Annotated in this window: 13 protein-coding genes; 11 read left to right on the top strand and 2 right to left on the bottom strand. The window is 60.2% G+C overall.

The genetic code is table 11. From position 1 onward, the window contains the following. The first annotated feature begins 2 nt into the window (after nucleotides 1-2). From D1Y85_RS14640 to D1Y85_RS14620, 5 genes are all read left to right on the top strand, one after another. Complete coding sequence (locus D1Y85_RS14640; RefSeq protein WP_124151789.1) at nucleotides 3-977, top strand: ABC transporter permease subunit; 975 nt, start codon at nucleotides 3-5, stop codon at nucleotides 975-977. Next, complete coding sequence (locus D1Y85_RS14635) at nucleotides 974-1,885, top strand: ABC transporter permease subunit (protein ID WP_124151788.1); 912 nt, start codon at nucleotides 974-976, stop codon at nucleotides 1,883-1,885. Before D1Y85_RS14640 ends, D1Y85_RS14635 begins: the two co-directional genes overlap by 4 nt. 170 nt (nucleotides 1,886-2,055) lie before the next feature. After that, nucleotides 2,056-3,633 carry a DUF3138 family protein gene (locus tag D1Y85_RS14630; protein ID WP_124151787.1) on the top strand — a complete coding sequence of 526 codons (1,578 nt, stop codon included), beginning with the start codon at nucleotides 2,056-2,058 and terminating at the stop codon, nucleotides 3,631-3,633. A gap of 61 nt (nucleotides 3,634-3,694) precedes the next feature. Then, on the top strand, nucleotides 3,695-4,987 hold the full coding sequence (locus tag D1Y85_RS14625; RefSeq protein ID WP_124151786.1) for an NAD(P)/FAD-dependent oxidoreductase: 1,293 nt from the start codon (nucleotides 3,695-3,697) through the stop codon (nucleotides 4,985-4,987). Next, nucleotides 4,987-6,291 (top strand): NAD(P)/FAD-dependent oxidoreductase, encoded by a 1,305-nt coding sequence (locus D1Y85_RS14620; RefSeq protein ID WP_124151785.1) that lies wholly within the window; start codon nucleotides 4,987-4,989, stop codon nucleotides 6,289-6,291. Before D1Y85_RS14625 ends, D1Y85_RS14620 begins: the two co-directional genes overlap by 1 nt. A 172-nt stretch (nucleotides 6,292-6,463) precedes the next feature. Here D1Y85_RS14620 and D1Y85_RS14615 read toward each other — a convergent pair whose 3' ends face one another. Then, complete coding sequence (locus D1Y85_RS14615; RefSeq protein ID WP_124151784.1) at nucleotides 6,464-6,769, bottom strand: hypothetical protein; 306 nt, start codon at nucleotides 6,767-6,769, stop codon at nucleotides 6,464-6,466. Between the two features lie 890 nt (nucleotides 6,770-7,659). Here D1Y85_RS14615 and ugpB point away from each other — a divergent pair. The 6 genes from ugpB (at nucleotide 7,660) to D1Y85_RS14585 (ending at nucleotide 13,658) form a co-directional block, all read left to right on the top strand. Continuing rightward, a complete protein-coding gene (ugpB, locus tag D1Y85_RS14610; protein WP_124151988.1) occupies nucleotides 7,660-8,949 on the top strand; it encodes a sn-glycerol-3-phosphate ABC transporter substrate-binding protein UgpB in 1,290 nt (429 codons plus the stop codon). A 15-nt stretch (nucleotides 8,950-8,964) separates the two neighbouring features. Continuing rightward, a complete protein-coding gene (gene ugpA, locus D1Y85_RS14605) occupies nucleotides 8,965-9,849 on the top strand; it encodes a sn-glycerol-3-phosphate ABC transporter permease UgpA (protein WP_124151783.1) in 885 nt (294 codons plus the stop codon). Beyond that, nucleotides 9,846-10,691: a sn-glycerol-3-phosphate ABC transporter permease UgpE gene (gene ugpE / locus D1Y85_RS14600; protein WP_124151782.1), complete on the top strand. Its 846-nt coding sequence runs from the start codon at nucleotides 9,846-9,848 to the stop codon at nucleotides 10,689-10,691. The genes ugpA and ugpE overlap by 4 nt, the downstream gene beginning before the upstream one ends. A gap of 109 nt (nucleotides 10,692-10,800) precedes the next feature. Beyond that, nucleotides 10,801-11,925 (top strand): sn-glycerol-3-phosphate import ATP-binding protein UgpC, encoded by a 1,125-nt coding sequence (locus D1Y85_RS14595; protein WP_124151781.1) that lies wholly within the window; start codon nucleotides 10,801-10,803, stop codon nucleotides 11,923-11,925. Then, nucleotides 11,922-12,128 (top strand): hypothetical protein, encoded by a 207-nt coding sequence (locus tag D1Y85_RS14590; RefSeq protein ID WP_124151780.1) that lies wholly within the window; start codon nucleotides 11,922-11,924, stop codon nucleotides 12,126-12,128. The genes D1Y85_RS14595 and D1Y85_RS14590 overlap by 4 nt, the downstream gene beginning before the upstream one ends. A gap of 294 nt (nucleotides 12,129-12,422) precedes the next feature. Beyond that, the gene (locus D1Y85_RS14585; protein ID WP_124151779.1) at nucleotides 12,423-13,658 is read left to right on the top strand and encodes a porin; all 1,236 of its coding nucleotides are present in this window, start codon (nucleotides 12,423-12,425) and stop codon (nucleotides 13,656-13,658) included. Nucleotides 13,659-14,029: 371 nt separating this feature from the next. On the opposite strand, the gene D1Y85_RS14580 is transcribed toward D1Y85_RS14585, so the two are convergent. After that, entirely contained in the window at nucleotides 14,030-14,623 is a 594-nt protein-coding gene (locus tag D1Y85_RS14580) for an acetate uptake transporter (protein ID WP_124151778.1), read from the bottom strand. Nucleotides 14,624-14,803 lie beyond the last annotated feature (180 nt).

The raw sequence follows: 14,803 nt of genomic DNA, 5'->3' as shown, positions 1-14,803 counted from the left end.
AAATGAGTACCTCTATTCCCACCAGCGGCGCGCCGGGCGCGGCCGGCACCGGCGGCGTGCGACGCGGCGCGCTCATGCGCTTCCTCTCGCGCTTCGTGCCGTCGGGCCGCACCGCCGTCATCGGCATCCCGTTCCTGTGGCTCACGCTGTTCTTCGCCGTGCCGTTCGTGCTCGTGCTGAAGATCAGCTTCGCCGATCAGGCGATGGCCGTCCCGCCCTACACGACCCTCGTCCAGTTCAAAGACGGTGTCTTGCACTTCGCGCTGCAGCTCTCGCACTACGCGTTCCTGCTGCAGGACGACCTGTACATCGCCACCTATATCAGCTCGCTCAAGATGGCCGCAATCTCGACCATCCTCTGCCTGCTGATCGGCTATCCGATCGCGTACTTCATCGCGCGCTCGAATCCGGCCACGCGCAACGTGCTCATGATGGGCGTGATGCTGCCGTTCTGGACGTCGTTCCTGATCCGTGTCTACGCATGGATCGGCATTCTCAAGGACGACGGTCTGCTCAATCACGCGCTCATGGCGATCGGCCTCATCCATTCGCCGCTGCGGCTCTATCACAGCGACGTGGGCGTTCAGATCGGCATGGTCTATTCGTATCTGCCGTTCATGGTGATGCCGCTCTACGCGCACCTCGTCAAGATGGACCTCACGCTGCTGGAAGCCGCCTATGACCTCGGCGCGAAGCCGTGGGTCGCGTTCACGCAGATCACGCTGCCGCTTTCGAAGAACGGGATCATCGCGGGCAGCCTGCTCGTGTTCATTCCGGCGGTCGGCGAGTACGTGATTCCTGAGCTGCTCGGCGGCGCCGACACGCTCATGATCGGCCGCGTCATGTGGGACGAGTTCTTCAACAACATGGACTGGCCGATGGCGTCCGCAGTGACGGTCGCGATGGTGCTGCTGCTGCTCGTGCCGATGGCTCTCTTTCAGTATTACCAGGTCAAGGAACTGGAGGAAGGCAAATGATCAAGCCAAACCGCGCACTCTCGGTAGTCGTGCTCACGCTCGGGTTTCTGTTTCTCTACATCCCGATCGTCAGCCTCATTGTCTATTCGTTCAACGAGTCGAAGCTCGTGACCGTCTGGTCCGGGTTCTCACTCAAGTGGTACGCCGCGCTGATACAGGACGACGAACTGCTCAATGCCGCGTGGCTCTCGCTGAAGATCGGCTTGATGACGGCGTTCGCGTCGGTCGCGATCGGCACGTGGGCCGGCTATGTGCTCGCGCGCATGGGCCGCTTCAAGGGCTTCACGCTCTACACGGCCATGATCAACGCGCCGCTCGTGATTCCCGAAGTCATCCAGGGCATCTCGCTTCTGCTGCTGTTCGTGGCGCTTGAGCAGACGCTCGGCTGGCCGAAGGGCCGCGGCATCATCACGATGTGGATCGGCCACGTCATGCTGTGCGTCTCGTACGTCGCGATCATCGTGCAGTCGCGCGTGAAAGAGATGAACCGCTCGCTCGAAGAAGCGGCGCTCGACCTCGGCGCCACGCCGCTGAAGGTGTTCTTCGTGATCACGCTGCCGCTGATCTCGCAGGCGCTGCTCTCCGGCTGGCTGCTCTCGTTCACGCTCTCGATCGACGACCTCGTGCTCTCCGCGTTCCTTTCGGGCCCGGGTTCGACGACGTTGCCGCTCGTCGTGTTCTCGCGCGTACGTCTTGGCCTGAATCCCGAGATGAACGCGCTGGCCACGCTCTTCATCAGCGCGGTGACGATCGGGGTGATCCTCTTGAACCAGTTGATGATGGCCCGCGAGAAAAAGCGCCTGCGCGATATGCAACTGGCGTTCATTCAACCCGATCCCGCGGAATCCGTTCAGCCCGCCGCACCTGCGGGCGCGGTGGGTCAACCGATTGGCCGCAGCGTGGCTTGAGCGGCGCAGATCTGCAGCACCGGAAATACAACCTGACGCACAACGCGAAGCGACATCACGCGGCAACCGTGTACAGGGCAGTACGGCTCGTGGGGACGAGCCGTACGCAAACGGGGTACCCAATTCACACGCCGATGTCTTTGCAATAACGACCCACAAGGAGAATCCTGATGAGGAAGAAGTTAATCTGTTTGCTGGTTGCCGGGGCGTTGCCGGGGCTCGCCATGGCAGACACGACCAGTGACCAGATCAAAGCCCTGCAGGCGCAGTTGAACGCGCTGCAAAAAGAGGTGAAATCGCTCAAGTCGGAACTGGCCGAATCGAAGAGCACGAAGGGCACTACAAAGAATGCGGCGATCGTGGCACCGGCAGCTGCAGCGCCGGCGCAGGTCGTGGACGTGACCTCTCCTGACTACGGCAACGCACCGGCGCGTCTGACCAACGATCAGGTCGATGCGATGAAGCAGCAGATGGCCAACCAGCAGCTCAAGGTTGACTCGCTCACAGATGCAGCGAACACCGGACCGCTCGCGGGTCTGTCGATCACGGGCTACATCGATCCGACGTATATCTACAACCGCGCGCAGAATACCTCGTCGTTCCTGTTCGCGAATCACTCGACCGACTACAACTACTTCAACAGTACGTTCGGCGACCTGTACCTCGACATCAAGAAGACGTTCGGTGTCGGGCCGATGGCACCGTCGGCCGAAGTCTCGATCATGCCTAACCGCGGCAACGGTATTAATCTGTTGACCAACCATAAGGGCGAGATCGGCAACAACATCCTGAACACGGCGATCATCACCGTGCCGGTTACCGCCACGGGAACGTTCGTTGCAGGTTTGATGCCGAGCTTCGGCGGTTACGAAGTGCAGCAGTCGAACCAGATGCTGACTCTCACGCACAACCTGCTCTACGACTTCTCCGATCCGGGCAGCTACGTGGGCGTGGGCTGGAACTGGGCGCCGAGCGGCAACTGGGCGTACAAGTTCATGATCGCCAACGAGCAGTACCGCACCTATGGCGCGCAAACGCAGGTCGGCACGAACGCGCTGGGCGATCCGATCACGGTGAGCAACAGGATCCCGACGTTCACCGCACGTGTTGACTACACCTGGTCGAGCGCGCTGGACATTGGCGGTTCGTTCAACATCGGACGCCAGACGCTGGCGAGCGGCACCAATCCTCTGACGGGCGGCCCTGGGTTTGGTCCGGGCAGCTTTGCGACGAGCTCGGGTGGCTACTTCCTCTTCGGCCAGATGGACGCGACCTACACGCTCGCGGACCTGCAATACAACGCCCAGATCGATTACGGCCAGCAGCAGCGTGCGGCGTTCAACGGCGGCAACGCGCAGTGGTACGGTTTGTCGCTGCTTGCGCACCGCAAGTTCAGCTTGCCGTCGGTGGGCCCGATGGGCGTGACCGCACGCTATGACGTGCTCGTCAACACCAAGAACGGCGGCGGCGGCGGCGGTATCGCGCTCAATGGCAACGGCATGGATACGTCCAACGGCTTTGGCATCGGTGCGGACTGCTTTGTCAATTCTTCGACATTCGGCACCGAGTGCAAGGGCGCAACGCGTCAGGACGTAGCGCTCGACCTGCTGTTCTTCCCGACCCAGCAGATCCAGGTCAAGGTCGAGTATCGCCACGACTGGGCCACGCAGAAGGTGTTCCTGCGCAGCGACGGCTCGTACAGCAAGAACAACGACCTGCTCGGCACGCAGTTCATCTACTCGTTCTAACGAGCCTGTGGCGGACGGCGGCCTGTGCGGCGCCGTCCGCTTTTTGTCTGGACATTCGCTTATGCTCAAATTCGCCAATCAGTCTCACGCACAGTCGTGGTACGCGGCCACCGCCAACGATTCGACCCGTCACCCCGTTCTTGAAGGCACGATCACCGCCGATGTCTGCGTGATCGGCGCGGGCCTGACCGGTGTTTCGGCGGCACTGAACCTCGCCGAACGCGGCTATAGCGTTGCGCTCGTCGAGGCGTCGAAGGTCGGATGGGCGGCGAGCGGACGCAACGGCGGACAACTGATCGGCGGCTTTGCCTGTGACATCGACGCATTCGCCCCCTTCATGAGCAAGGACGAAGTCAGGCAGATCTGGGCCATGGGCCTCGAAACGCTCGACATCGTGAAGTCACGCGTGGCGAAGCACAATATCGACTGCGCGCTCACGCACGGCTACTTCACCGCCGCGAACAAGCCGCGCGATGTCGATTCCCTCAAGCGCTGGTGCGACGAAGCAGCTTCACGTTTCGGCTACGACCGGTTCCAGTATGTCGACGCGCCCGGCGTTGGCCAGTACGTGCAGTCGTCGCGGTATGTCGGCGGTCTCTACGATCCGGACAGCGGCCACCTGCACCCGCTCAACTACACGCTGGGCCTCGCGCGCGCAGCAGTCGCTGCGGGCGTGCGTCTGTTCGAGGACAGCGCCGTGACGCGCCTTTACGATGAGCAAGGCGGTCACGTAGTGGAAACCGCGCGCGGCAACGTACGCGCGAAATTCGTCGTGCTCGCCTGCAACACGTATCTGGGCACGCTCGCGCCCGAACTCTCGCGCAAGATCATGCCGGTGGGCACCTACGTGATCGCCACCGAACCGCTCGGAAAGGAACGCATGGCCGCGTTGATGCCGGCACAAACAGCCGTGTGCGACAGCCGCTTCGTGCTCGACTATTTCCGCCCCGCGCCCGACACGCGTCTCCTGTGGGGCGGCAAGGTGAGCTATTCGACGTTCGAGCCGCCCAACCTCGGTGAGGCAATGCGGCACGACATGCTGAAGACCTTTCCGCAGCTCGCGGATGTGAAAGTCGATTATGCATGGGGCGGTTTCGTCGACATCACGATGAATCGCGCGCCACATTTCGGCCGCCTCAAGCCGACTGTGTATTTCGCGCAGGGCTTCTCGGGACACGGCGTCAACACGACGGGGCTCGCGGGCAAGCTGATCGCCGAGGCCATCGACGGCCAGGCCGCGCGCTTCGATCTGTTCGGCAAGATCCGTCACCGCGATTTCCCCGGCGGGGCGCTGTTGCGAACGCCCGCCCTCGTGCTCGCCATGGCCTGGTATCGAATGAAGGACCTTCTCTAATGACCGCAACCCTCGACGCCCAGGCGAGCGCCCTCGCGCGCAACTCCTGGTACGAAGCCACCGTCACCCGAACTGCTGACGACGATCCCGTGCTCGAAGGCGCGCTCGACGCCGACGTGTGCGTGATCGGTGCGGGCTTCGCCGGCTTGTCGGTCGCGCTGGAATGCCGCGCGCGCGGATTGTCGGTCGTCGTGCTCGATGCACACCGTTCCGGCTGGGGCGCTTCCGGACGCAACGGCGGACAGACGCTCGTCGGCTTTGCCAAGGACGAAGTGCTCGAAAAGCAACTCGGCGCGCAAGGTGTGCGCGCCGCATGGGCGCTTTCGATTGAAGGCGTCGGACTTGTGCGCGAGCGCATCGAACGCTACGGCATCGACTGCGATTTCACGGTGGGTTACGTCACCGTCGCGACAAAGACCAAGCGCGTACCCGACTTGCGCGCATGGATGGACGCCGCGCGCACGCGCTGGGGCTATGACCGGCTCGAATGGCTCGACGCCGAAGCGACGCGCGCGCGCGTCGCTTCGCAGCGTTATCTGGCAGGCGTGTTCGATCCGGTCTCCGGCCATCTGCACCCGCTCAAGTACTGCCTCGGTCTCGCCGATGCTGCTCGCCGTGAAGGCGCACAGCTCTTCGCGCATACGCGCGCGCTGAAAGTCGTGCGCGGCGTGCGTCCTGTCGTGAAGACCGCGCGTGGCGAAGTGCGCTGCCGCTTCGTCGTATCGTGCTGCAACGCCGTGCCTGGCGGCGTGCTTCCGCCGGATGTCGCCGCGCGCATCGCGCCGATTGCGTCGTACATCATCGCAACCGAGCCGCTCGGAAAAGAACGCGCCGACGCGCTGATCGCCGGACGCGCCGCTGTCTGCGATAACAATTTCCTTCTCGACTATTTCCGCCTTTCTGCCGACCATCGCATGCTGTTCGGCGGCCGTGCGGACTCGACAGGCGCATCGCCCGCACAGTTGACCGACGCGATGAAGAAGCGCATGGCTGACGTGTTCCCGCAACTCGCCCAGACGCGGGTGGACTATGCGTGGGGTGGCTTCGTTGACGTCACGCGCAATCGCGCACCGGACTTCGGCGTGATCGATCCGAACTACTACTACGTGCAGGGTTTTTCAGGCCACGGCGTTGCGCTGACTGGCATCGCCGGACGCGTCGTTGCCCAGGCGATCGCCGGGGAAAGCGCTTCGTTCGATCTGTTCGCGCAGTTGCGGCATGCGCGCTTCCCGGGCGGCCCCGCATGGCGGCGGCCCGCGCTCGAAATCGGCATGCTTTATCACCGGGTAATGGACATGCTGTGATGCCGCGTTCGTGACGCACAAAGGAAGCGGCGTTTAGGTTCTGACAAGCGGTACCGCATTGGCATGACGCACGAATTGCTCGCCACGAGAATGGTGCGGCTGCCCCGTAACTTGATTAGCCGATAACGAGTTCAGGCAAATCCGGGGCGCCGCCCTGAAGTTGAACATCAATTCATTGGCGGTCCTCGTGGTCATGGCCGTGCCACCCGTGTTCTCGCCCATCGTGTTCTCGCCATTCGTGGCGACGCCATTCATGTTCACGCCACTCCCGCGCGCGCCAATCGTCGTCGCCATATCCGACCGCGACAGGCGCCGGCGCATATACGACAGGCGGCGGCGCGACATAAACCGGTTCCGCCGGGGCATAAACGACACCCGGCAGTCCAATGCCGATTCCCACATCAACATGGGCCGATGCCGCAGTCGATGCCACAAGGATGGCACCTCCGAGTGCCGCGACGACAAGCTTTTTGTTCATAGTGCTACTCCTCGCACGTCAAGTGCGTTCATGGTGAACACGGCCCGGAGTTTAGGTCGCCGGTCTGGACGCAGGTGAAACGGCTGTGCGAGATTGGTAACAGGCTGTGACTCCCCGTACGGCTTCGGATCAACGCGGAATTTAAAACCTGGAATGGCGGTGGACGGTGCCTGACGAACAACAAATCCAACCCGAACGAACTCCGGATTTTCCCTGACGCGCAACACCGATAAGCGTTCCATTCAACGCAAGGCTTTGACTTTTCGCCGTCACGGGCGTGAAATATACGTTTAGTAACATCGCGCCTTGCGATGATCAATGTGCACACAATAATTAGAATTTCGGATCGGCTCGACACTCACCGATGAGATTGATCGCTGAGTGAACGTCGCTCCCACAACATCGAATACGCGTGGTGGCGAGAAGGCCCGAGAAGGCGTGCATTTATCCCTCCGCAGATGAGGGCAAGTGTCCTTCGGTATTTCGTTCTGTCCATGCGGCGTAATGAAGTACGGCGAATTGCGATGCAGCTCCATAATCAAAAGCGACCGACAACTGAAGACTCGCAGGCAACTCGCCCGGCAGAAAAATGGCAGCCCGGTCAGGCGCAACGCCCTCATTTCGTGAATCGTACCCACCAGAGCACACGGAAAGCGCCGTCGCAATGTTCCGCGCGTAGCGAGTCGTGAAATCGACCGCGCGGATCGCCACGGCACTTCATAGTCAAGCCGCGGCCCACGTCGCAGAAGAAAACGTTGTCGTAACACGACGGTTGAAGCGTCGATTTTCTCCGCTACGGGATTTTTAACTGAAAGCAACAACAAGAGGTATTCATGAAACAGATCGATAAGTTGAATGGAGTACTCGGCGCCCGCTTGCGCGCCGCCTCGATGATGCTGATGCTCGCCGGCCTGGCCCACACGGCCCACGCTGCAACGGAAATCCAGTTCTGGCATGCGATGGAAGGAGCGCTCGGCGATCGCGTGAACGACATCGCCCAGCAGTTCAACGCTTCGCAAAGCCAGTACAAGATCGTTCCCGTCTTCAAGGGTACGTACGACCAGACGCTGGCCGCTGGCATTGCCGCATATCGCAGCGGCGACGCACCGGCGATCCTGCAGGTCTATGAAGTCGGTACGGCAACGATGATGAACGCCAAAAAGGCCGTCGTCCCCGTGTACGACGTCATGACGAAGGCCGGCATCGCATTCGACGAAAAGGCCTTCGTGCCGACGATTGCAAGCTACTACAGCGACGCGAAGACGGGCCATCTGGTGTCGATGCCATTCAACAGTTCGACGCCGGTTCTCTACTACAACAAGGATGCGTTCAAGAAGGCCGGTCTGAATCCGGATGCGCCGCCTAAAACGTGGAGCGAAGTCGCCGACGATGCGGCGAAGCTCAAGAAGTCGGGCATGACGTGCGGCTTTACGACCGGCTGGCAAGGATGGGTGCAGATCGAGAATTACAGCGCGTGGCACGCTGCCCCGATCGCGACGGAAAAGAATGGCTTCGACGGCCTCGACGCGCAACTCGAAATCAACAAGCCGCTGCAGGTCGCACACATCGCGTTCCTGCAGAAGATGCTCGAACAAGGCACGTTCACGTACGTCGGCCGGAAAGACGAAGCAACGCCCAAGTTCTACAGCGGCGATTGCGGCATCATGATGGGCTCGTCGGGCTCGCTCGCAAATGTCCAGAAGTACGCGAAGTTCCAGTATGGTACCGGCATGATGCCGTACGATGCGTCGATCAAGGGCGCACCGCAGAATGCGATCATCGGTGGCGCAAGCCTCTGGGTGCTCGGCGGCAAGAATCCCGATACCTATAAGGGCGTCGCCGAGTTTCTCTCGTACCTCAGCTCTGCCCCTGTCGCCGCGAAATGGCACCAGGATACGGGCTATCTGCCGGTCACGAAGGCAGCGTACGATCTGACCCGTCAACAGGGCTTCTACACGTCGCATCCCGGTGCCGACACCGCGATGATCCAGATGCTGAACAAGCCGCCTCTTCCGTACACGCGTGGCCTGCGTCTTGGCAACATGCCGCAGATCCGCACGGTCGTCGACGAGGATCTGGAACAGGTCTGGGAAGGCAAGAAGACGCCGCAACAGGCACTCGATGACGCGAACACGCGCGGCAACGAACTGCTCCGCCGCTTCGAAAAGACGGCTAACTAAGCTGCGGGCAGGTGAATGGAACGTCGAACGCATTTTGGCGCGGGATTGCTGCCTTTCCTGTTGATTGCGCCACAACTCCTGATCACGGGCGTCTTTTTCCTCTGGCCTGCGGGAGTCGCACTCTGGCAGTCAATGTCGTCTCAGGATGCGTTCGGCATTTCAACAGAGTTCGTCGGATTCGCGAATTTCCGGCACCTGTTTGCCGATCCGCTTTACCTCGATTCGGTTCGCACGACGGTCGTATTCAGTTCGCTCGTCACGACAATCGGTCTCGTCGTCTCGCTGTTCCTGGCGGCGATGGCCGATCGTATCAGCCGCGGCAAACTCATCTATCGGACGCTGCTGATCTGGCCGTATGCCGTGGCGCCTGCCATTGCGGCAGTCCTCTGGGCATTCTTGTTTAACCCGAGCATCGGCATCGTGACGTTTTCGTTGTCGAAGATCGGCATTACCTGGAATCACGCGCTGAATGGCACTCAGGCGATGACGCTTGTCGTGGTGGCCTCGGTCTGGAAACAGATCAGCTACAACTTCCTTTTCTTTTACACCGGTCTGCAGGCCATTCCGCGATCATTAATCGAAGCGGCTGCCATCGATGGCGCGGGTCCGGTACGGCGCTTCTTCGGAATAGCGCTGCCATTACTATCGCCGACGACTTTCTTTCTTGTAGTCGTCAACCTCGTCTACGCATTCTTCGACACGTTTCCCGTTATCGATGCGGCCACCGGCGGTGGCCCGGCGCAGGCAACCAAGACGCTCGTCTACAAGATTTTCACGGAAGGCTTTCAGGGACTCGACATCGGCAGCTCGGGCGCCCAGTCGGTTGTCATGATGCTGCTCGTCGTCGGTTTGACCGTCATCCAGTTCCGGTTCGTCGAGCGCAAGGTGAAATACTCATGATCGAGAATCGCCGAGGTTTTGATCTGTTCTGCCACGCGATGCTCGTTGTGGGTGTGCTGATCATCGTCTTTCCCGTTTACGTCGCCTTTTGCGCTGCGACGATGAACGAGTCGGAAGTATTCACGGTGCCGCTGTCACTCGTGCCCAGTACGCACCTGTTCGAGAACATGAGTGCCGTGTGGACGCATGGCACCGGAAACGCTGCTTCGCCCTTCGGCAGAATGCTGGCTAACAGCCTGATCATGGCGCTGGCAATTGCGGTCGGCAAAATCGCCGTATCCGTCATTTCGGCCTATGCGATTGTTTTCTTCCGCTTTCCGCTGCGCAAGGTTTCATTCTGGCTGATCTTCGCCACATTGATGCTGCCGGTTGAGGTGCGGATATTTCCGACCGTCGAGGTCGTGTCCGCGTTGCATCTGTCCAATACCTATGCCGGACTGACGTTACCGCTGACGGCATCGGCCACCGCAACCTTTCTGTTTCGCCAGTTCTTTTTGACGCTGCCGGACGAGCTTCTGGAAGCGGCACGCATCGACGGCGCAAGCGCATTGCGCTTCTTCTGGGACGTCGTGTTGCCGTTGTCCCGGACGAACATCGCGGCGCTCTTCGTCATCACGTTTATTTACGGGTGGAATCAGTACTTGTGGCCGATTCTGATTACGAGCTCCCAGACACTGACGACTTCGGTCGTCGGCATCAGAAGCATGATTGCGAGTGGCGATGCCGCTACCCAGTGGCATCTGGTGATGGCTGCGACGTTGCTCGCGATGCTGCCTCCGCTCGTCGTCGTGCTCTCGATGCAACGCTGGTTCGTACGGGGGCTGGTCGATTCCGAAAAATGATGGCTAAAGAGATTTTCATAATGGGTGAATCGGCATCGCGACTGGCTTGTCGCAGTAGCGAATCTGGATTTCAAACGACTCATGCCGGATCGACACGGGAGTGCATCTGATGGCAACCCTGACTCTTGACCGAGTACGCAAGTCGTATGACGGCAAAGCCACTGTGCTGCACTCGGTCGACCTCAACGTTGCCGACGGCGAATTTGTGGTGCTCGTCGGTCCCTCGGGCTGCGGGAAGTCGACGCTGCTGCGGATGGTCGCCGGCCTGGAAAGCGTGACTGAAGGCACCATTGCGATCGGCGACCGGGTAGTCAACAAGCTGGAACCGAAAGACCGCGACATCGCCATGGTGTTTCAGAACTACGCGCTCTATCCGCATATGAGCGTGGCGCAAAACATGGCGTACGGGTTGAAGATTCGTGGTGTGGATCAGCGCACGGTCAGCGAACGCGTAGCCGCGGCCGCGAAGATCCTCGAACTGGGCTCGCTGCTCGAGCGCCTGCCACGCGACCTCTCCGGCGGGCAACGCCAGCGGGTGGCGATGGGACGCGCGATAGTCCGGGAGCCGGCCGTGTTCCTCTTCGACGAACCGCTCTCGAATCTCGACGCGAAACTGCGCGTCCAGATGCGGTTCGAAATCCAGAGGCTGCACCAGCGACTGCAGACTACGAGCTTGTATGTCACGCACGACCAGATCGAGGCGATGACGCTCGGGCATCGGGTTGTGGTCATGAACGGCGGTTACATCGAACAGATCGGTGTACCCAGCGAAGTGTATGAAAAGCCTGCGAGTGTGTTCGTGGCGAGCTTCATTGGTTCTCCAGCGATGAACCTGCTGCAAGGCCGCGTCTCAGAGGACAGGCGTTTCTTCGAGGTGAGTGGCAACGGGCCGCGCCTGCCGCTTGACGCGGGGCTGGGTCACACGGTTGGGGAGCGTAATTCACGGGACGAGAATTCCATCATTGGCCGACTCGACGCGAACCGGGAATATACGCTTGGTATTCGCGCAGAGCACATTGCAGCTGCGCCAAATGCGCAATCCATAGCGTTGACGGTCGATTCGTGCGAATTGCTGGGCGCAGACAATCTCGCCCATGGCCGATTCGGTGAGCAGGAAATCGTGGTGCGTCTTCCGGCCACACATCGACCGCGTGCCGGCGAACGAATGGAAGTGACGTTGCCTTCGCAGCAATTGCACTTTTTCGATTCGGCGACCGGCTTGCGCGTTTCATGAGCGCCCCGAATAAACAACACGATCTGGCGCAGGCGCGTCATCTGGCAGCGCGGGGTGTCGATTCGATAATTAAAAATCGAATTGATGAAATGATCGAATTAATGAAAAAGCTGACGACCTTCCCAGTAACGTGTGACCGGAAAAGGACTATCCGGCAGATGACACGAACTCGCGGCGGATTGTCACGTTTTGCGGAGCGTTAGCTGTGCGTCGTCGCAAACCAAACGTTTGCGCATTGAAGGCAATTGTCGTCCCGACAACCCTGTCGCATCGGTGCAACACAAAGTAAGTCTGTCATACAGAAGCTGACATGTAGCTGCTAGCATCGTGCCGCTGGTACAGGTTCATTAGCAAGCTAAAAAAGGTTTGGAGCGTTCAATGGACCCATCTTGTGCCAGGGAGTCCAGGTTACTCAACTACTAATCGAATCATCGGGTTTTAAACACTGATTGTGGCTTGTCCGCAATTGCCCGATGCAATTTGGAAAAACTATACAGATGAAATTCACCAAGACCACCGCAGCCGTTATTGCACTGAGCGCGTTTGCTGGTGCCGCTCACGCACAAAGCAGCGTCACGCTCTACGGCCTCGTCGATGCAGGCGTGCTGTATGTAAACAACAAGCAAATCAGCGCCACCGTTAACCCCACCCACGGCGGCGCGCTTGTGGGTCTGTCGCAAGCAAATTCGTCGCGCTTTGGCTTGAAGGGCGTTGAAGACCTCGGTGGCGGCCTGAAGGCGATCTTCACGCTCGAAAGCGGGTTCACGACCGGCACCGGCGCATCGGCTCAAGGTGGCCTGCTCTTCGGTCGCCAGGCGTTCGTCGGCCTGAGCAGCAACCAGTACGGTACGCTGACGTTGGGTCACCAGCGTTCGGTGGTCGCCGACATGGTCGGTGTCCTCCAGTCGGGTGACACGTGGGCCGGTTCGGGCACGAACTTCGGTACGCCGGTGATGGATGTCAGCAACCTGAACACGACCAACCGCCTGAACAACGCGATTCGCTACCAAAGCCCGATTTACTCGGGTCTGCAAGCAGGCTTCCTGTACAGCCTCGGCGGCCAAGCCGGTAACTTCACCGGGAATCAGATCCTCGAAGCAGCCCTTGCCTACAACAATGGCCCGATCGTCGCGGGTGCAGGCTACACCTTCACGAAGAATCCGTACTACGCATCGTTCGGCACGGTTGCCGGTGCTTCGGTGCCGGGGACGACCGGGACGACGGCCTCAGGCAACAACATGGCCAGCCCGATCTGGCAAGGCTATGCGTCGGCTTCGTCGCTGCAAGTGGCAACGGTTGGCGGTTCGTACGCATTCGGTCCGGCAAACGTCGGTCTCGTCTACACGAACACGCAGTTCGGTGGTCTCGGTTCGGTTAACCCTCAAGGTGGGAAGGCCGCCGCGGGGGCGACTGGCAAAGCAACGTTTAACACGGGTGAAATCAACGGAACGTACAACCTGACCCCGGCACTGCAACTGGGCGCGGCGTACATCTACACCCATAACAGCGGTGCGAGCAACGCGGTTGACGGTGCACACTACAACCAGTTCAACCTGGGCGCCACGTACGCGCTGTCCAAGCGCACCTCGGTCTACGCACTGGGCTGGTACGAGCTGGCTTCGGGCACGGATTCGACCGGTGCCAAGGCACGCGCTCAACTGGGTTCGGGCTCGGGCGCATCGACCACCAACAAGCAAGTCGCCGCAATGGTCGGCATGACGCAGAAGTTCTAATCTCGTGTGATACGGCGACCGGTACGCCGGTTGCCGGTCAGGCAGATAACTGCATCGGTCTTTTCCTCAGGGAAAGACCGATTTTTTTTGCCCTTTTCATGGCCCCGCAATAACACGTTCGCTTCCGGAATATGGCGTTGCCGTCCAACGACAAAAGACGCATTGCTACGCATCGCCGAGTGACGAGCGTCGGCGCCTTATACAACTCGACGCAAGCAGCCACCGATAACCCGCTCTGAAATGAAAAAGCCCGCGCTTCTAAAAAGCGCGGGCCGAGATCAAGTAACAACTTCAGGCCGTTCAGCCCGGATCAAGCGTCATGCCATCGCTCACGAAGGCTCGACGCAGTCCAGCTGAAACGCCAGGTTGTGTCAGCGTGCCATGGCGGGCATGGCAGCGGTGCGACCCAGACCAATCGGAAGGATCTCGCGGCCGTACGTTTCCATCAGCATTTCGCCGGCCGACAGATAGAAAGCCAGCACGGCGGTGACCAGGCCTGCGTATCCGCCTGCTGAACGCACGGCTGCGGAGCCCATCCATTCACCGGCTGCCAGAAGGAAGAAGGTGATCCAGAGAACAAAGAAGATGGCCTGCAGAACCTTCGGCGAGCGGAACGTGGCGAGCCACATGTAGAAGGTGAACACACCCCACAGGCAGAGGTACCAGCCGACGAAACTTGCCGGCACCTTGTCGTGCAAGAACAGCACGAAGAGCGCGAACGACCACCAGAATGCGCCGTAAGCCGTGAATGCCGTGGCGCCGAACGTGTTGCCGCGCGGCAATTCCATCACACCCGCAATCATCTGGGCAGTGCCGCCGAAAGCGAGAGCGACGGCGAGCACCATGCCCATCGCCTCACCCGAATACCATCCTGCGTTAACCATGCTGAGCAGCCACGTCGTCAGCGCAAAGCCGGCAAGGCCGAGCGGTGCCGGATTGGGGAATTTTTTGATTTCGTTTGCCATGCTTACTGTCTCCTTCCTTGTGGGACTATCGTCCCGGTGAATAACGCTTTTATGCGTTGAAGCTCACGGCCTGAGCCGTTACACGTTTTCTACGAGCTGATCAAGAATCGCCGGATTTTCCAGCGTCGAAACGTCCTGCGTGATCGCCTCGCCCTTCGCCAGCGAGCGCAACAGACGCCG

It is taken from the genome of Paraburkholderia dinghuensis (genome assembly GCF_003837865.1).
Taxonomy (GTDB): domain Bacteria; phylum Pseudomonadota; class Gammaproteobacteria; order Burkholderiales; family Burkholderiaceae; genus Paraburkholderia; species Paraburkholderia dinghuensis.
Note: the sequence above shows the minus strand (reverse complement) of the source record. Positions and strands in the feature narration are given on the sequence as shown.

Excerpts from the sequence above, each read along its gene's own strand:
- D1Y85_RS14625 (WP_124151786.1), top strand. The coding sequence starts at position 3,695 with ATGCTCAAATTCGCCAATCAGTCTCACGCACAGTCGTGGTACGCGGCC.
- D1Y85_RS14580 (WP_124151778.1), bottom strand. The coding sequence starts at position 14,623 with ATGGCAAACGAAATCAAAAAATTCCCCAATCCGGCACCGCTCGGCCTT.
- D1Y85_RS14585 (WP_124151779.1), top strand. The coding sequence starts at position 12,423 with ATGAAATTCACCAAGACCACCGCAGCCGTTATTGCACTGAGCGCGTTT.
- ugpB (WP_124151988.1), top strand. The coding sequence starts at position 7,660 with ATGATGCTGATGCTCGCCGGCCTGGCCCACACGGCCCACGCTGCAACG.
- D1Y85_RS14620 (WP_124151785.1), top strand. The coding sequence starts at position 4,987 with ATGACCGCAACCCTCGACGCCCAGGCGAGCGCCCTCGCGCGCAACTCC.
- D1Y85_RS14630 (WP_124151787.1), top strand. The coding sequence starts at position 2,056 with ATGAGGAAGAAGTTAATCTGTTTGCTGGTTGCCGGGGCGTTGCCGGGG.
- ugpE (WP_124151782.1), top strand. The coding sequence starts at position 9,846 with ATGATCGAGAATCGCCGAGGTTTTGATCTGTTCTGCCACGCGATGCTC.
- D1Y85_RS14640 (WP_124151789.1), top strand. The coding sequence starts at position 3 with ATGAGTACCTCTATTCCCACCAGCGGCGCGCCGGGCGCGGCCGGCACC.
- D1Y85_RS14595 (WP_124151781.1), top strand. The coding sequence starts at position 10,801 with ATGGCAACCCTGACTCTTGACCGAGTACGCAAGTCGTATGACGGCAAA.
- D1Y85_RS14615 (WP_124151784.1), bottom strand. The coding sequence starts at position 6,769 with ATGAACAAAAAGCTTGTCGTCGCGGCACTCGGAGGTGCCATCCTTGTG.
- D1Y85_RS14590 (WP_124151780.1), top strand. The coding sequence starts at position 11,922 with ATGAGCGCCCCGAATAAACAACACGATCTGGCGCAGGCGCGTCATCTG.
- ugpA (WP_124151783.1), top strand. The coding sequence starts at position 8,965 with ATGGAACGTCGAACGCATTTTGGCGCGGGATTGCTGCCTTTCCTGTTG.
- D1Y85_RS14635 (WP_124151788.1), top strand. The coding sequence starts at position 974 with ATGATCAAGCCAAACCGCGCACTCTCGGTAGTCGTGCTCACGCTCGGG.